Source organism: Pseudorhodobacter sp. (assembly GCF_030452865.1).
Lineage (GTDB): Bacteria > Pseudomonadota > Alphaproteobacteria > Rhodobacterales > Rhodobacteraceae > Pseudorhodobacter.
The window spans coordinates 1-1,903 of the sequence record NZ_JAKDLJ010000542.1 but is presented as its reverse complement, the minus strand read 5'-3'; the positions used below and the strand labels follow the sequence as shown (position 1 = coordinate 1,903).

The window sequence follows — 1,903 nt, the reverse complement described above, 5'->3', positions numbered from 1 at the left end:
CTCGCGGCGGTGTTCGACCTTGCCGCCGATGCCGATCTGATCGTGACCTCTGGCGGGGCATCGGTCGGGGACCATGATCTGGTCGGAAAAACCGCCGATGCCCTGGGGATGGAACGGGCGTTCTACAAGATCGCCATGCGCCCCGGCAAGCCGTTGATGGCGGGTCGTCTGCGCGGCATCCCGATGCTTGGATTACCGGGAAACCCGGTCTCATCAATAGTTTGCGGCCATGTCTTCATGTTACCGATGATCCGCGCGATGCAAGGGGCCGGAAAGATCGCCCAAACGCCGCAGCGCGCCGTTCTGGGTAGCGACACGCCCGCCAATGGCCCGCGCGCGCATTACATGCGGGCGCGGTTGCAGCATGGTGATGGCGGGCTGTTGATCTTCCCGTATGAGCGTCAGGACAGCGCCTTGCTTGGTGTCATGGCCGCCGCTGATGCGCTGATGATCCGACCGGTCGGCGGCGCGGCACTTCCTGCGGGGGCAGTCGTTGAATATTTACCGATCTGACCAAAACACTTGACACAAACCGGGAACATGGGCAGAACAGCACAGGAACCTTCGGGAAAGGGATTGTCGATGCTGACGCGCAAGCAACTGGAACTGCTGGATTTCATTCGGACCCGGATGGATGCCGAAGGTGTGCCCCCTTCGTTTGATGAGATGAAGGACGCCCTTGATCTGAAGTCGAAATCGGGGATTCACCGGCTGATCACGGCGCTGGAAGAACGCGGCTTCATCCGCCGCCTCGCCCACCGTGCACGCGCGATTGAAATTGTGAAGCTGCCCGAAGCGATGCAACGCCCCGGCTTCACACCCGCAGGATTTACGCCCAAGGTGATTCAGGGTGACCGGCCCGCAGCCCCGCGCGCCGCTCTGCCGGTGAGTGTGCTGGACGCCATCGAACTGCCGGTGATGGGCCGGATCGCCGCTGGTGTGCCGATTGAGGCGATACAGGAAATCTCGCATCATGTCGCGGTTCCGGGCTCGATGCTGTCGGGCAACGGCCAGCATTACGCGCTGGAAGTGAAAGGCGATTCGATGATTGATGCCGGGATCAACGATGGCGACATCGTGGTGATCCGCGAACAATCCTCCGCCGAAAACGGCGATATCGTCGTGGCTTTGGTCGAGGATTCTGAAGCCACGCTGAAACGTTTTCGCCGCCGTGGCAGCATGATCGCGCTGGAGGCGGCCAATCCCGCCTACGAAACCCGCGTTTTGCCCGATCATCAGGTGAAGGTTCAGGGCCGTCTCGTCGGTTTGATCCGCAGTTATTGATCCTGCGCTTGCAGGTGCGGCGCAATGCGACCTTCCAGCCAGAACGCTGCTTGGCGGCGACCCTTTGACCATAAGCGCGCCTGATTCTGGGTTGGAACGACCCGCAACCGATCGCCATCGGGCCAGATTGCCAAGGCTCCGGTTCGGCGCAACCGCTGCGCGTCTATCACCAGACAACCCGTCGGGGCCGTCCCCTCCACCCGTGACGCAAGGATCACCAGATCGGCGCGTTCGCAAGCCGCCGCCAAACCCTTCGCACCGTTCTTGCCCTTCAACTGCACGATCCGCCAACCTGCGAAAAGCAATTCCCGCGCGGTTGCGGCACCGGAGAAACCGGAACGCGCTGCGGCCTCTACCTGGTCCGCCAGATCGCCGTCATTTTCCAGCCATTGACGCGCGACGAAACCGGCACCTTTTTCTGCCGATACGCTGCGCGGCCCTTCCGTCGCCACGCCCAGCAACCCACCATCCCCACTGATCAACAGCGGCGGACGCTCCGCCAGCGCCCAAAGCCCGAACGCCGCCAACATCGGCAGCACCCCGGCAAAACGCACCGGCCCCCGCCAAAGCACCACCCACAGCGCCCCCAGCGCCAATATCGGCAGGACCAGCGCCGGCC

2 protein-coding genes and 1 pseudogene are annotated in these 1,903 nt (G+C 62.9%); 2 read left to right on the top strand and 1 reads right to left on the bottom strand.

Features of this window, described 5'->3' with window-relative positions:
- A partial coding sequence (locus L0H65_RS19220; protein WP_301460796.1) for a molybdopterin-binding protein occupies positions 1–513 on the top strand: 513 nt, incomplete at its 5' end.
- A gap of 69 nt (positions 514–582) precedes the next feature.
- Positions 583–1,284: a transcriptional repressor LexA gene (gene lexA / locus L0H65_RS19215; protein WP_301460795.1), complete on the top strand. Its 702-nt coding sequence runs from the start codon at positions 583–585 to the stop codon at positions 1,282–1,284.
- Here lexA and L0H65_RS19210 read toward each other — a convergent pair.
- A pseudogene (locus tag L0H65_RS19210) lies at positions 1,278–1,903 on the bottom strand (hypothetical protein); the annotation flags it as partial. The gene lexA and the pseudogene L0H65_RS19210 overlap by 7 nt on opposite strands.

Coding starts and splice junctions, on each gene's coding strand:
- lexA (WP_301460795.1), top strand. CDS start 583: ATGCTGACGCGCAAGCAACTGGAACTGCTGGATTTCATTCGGACCCGG.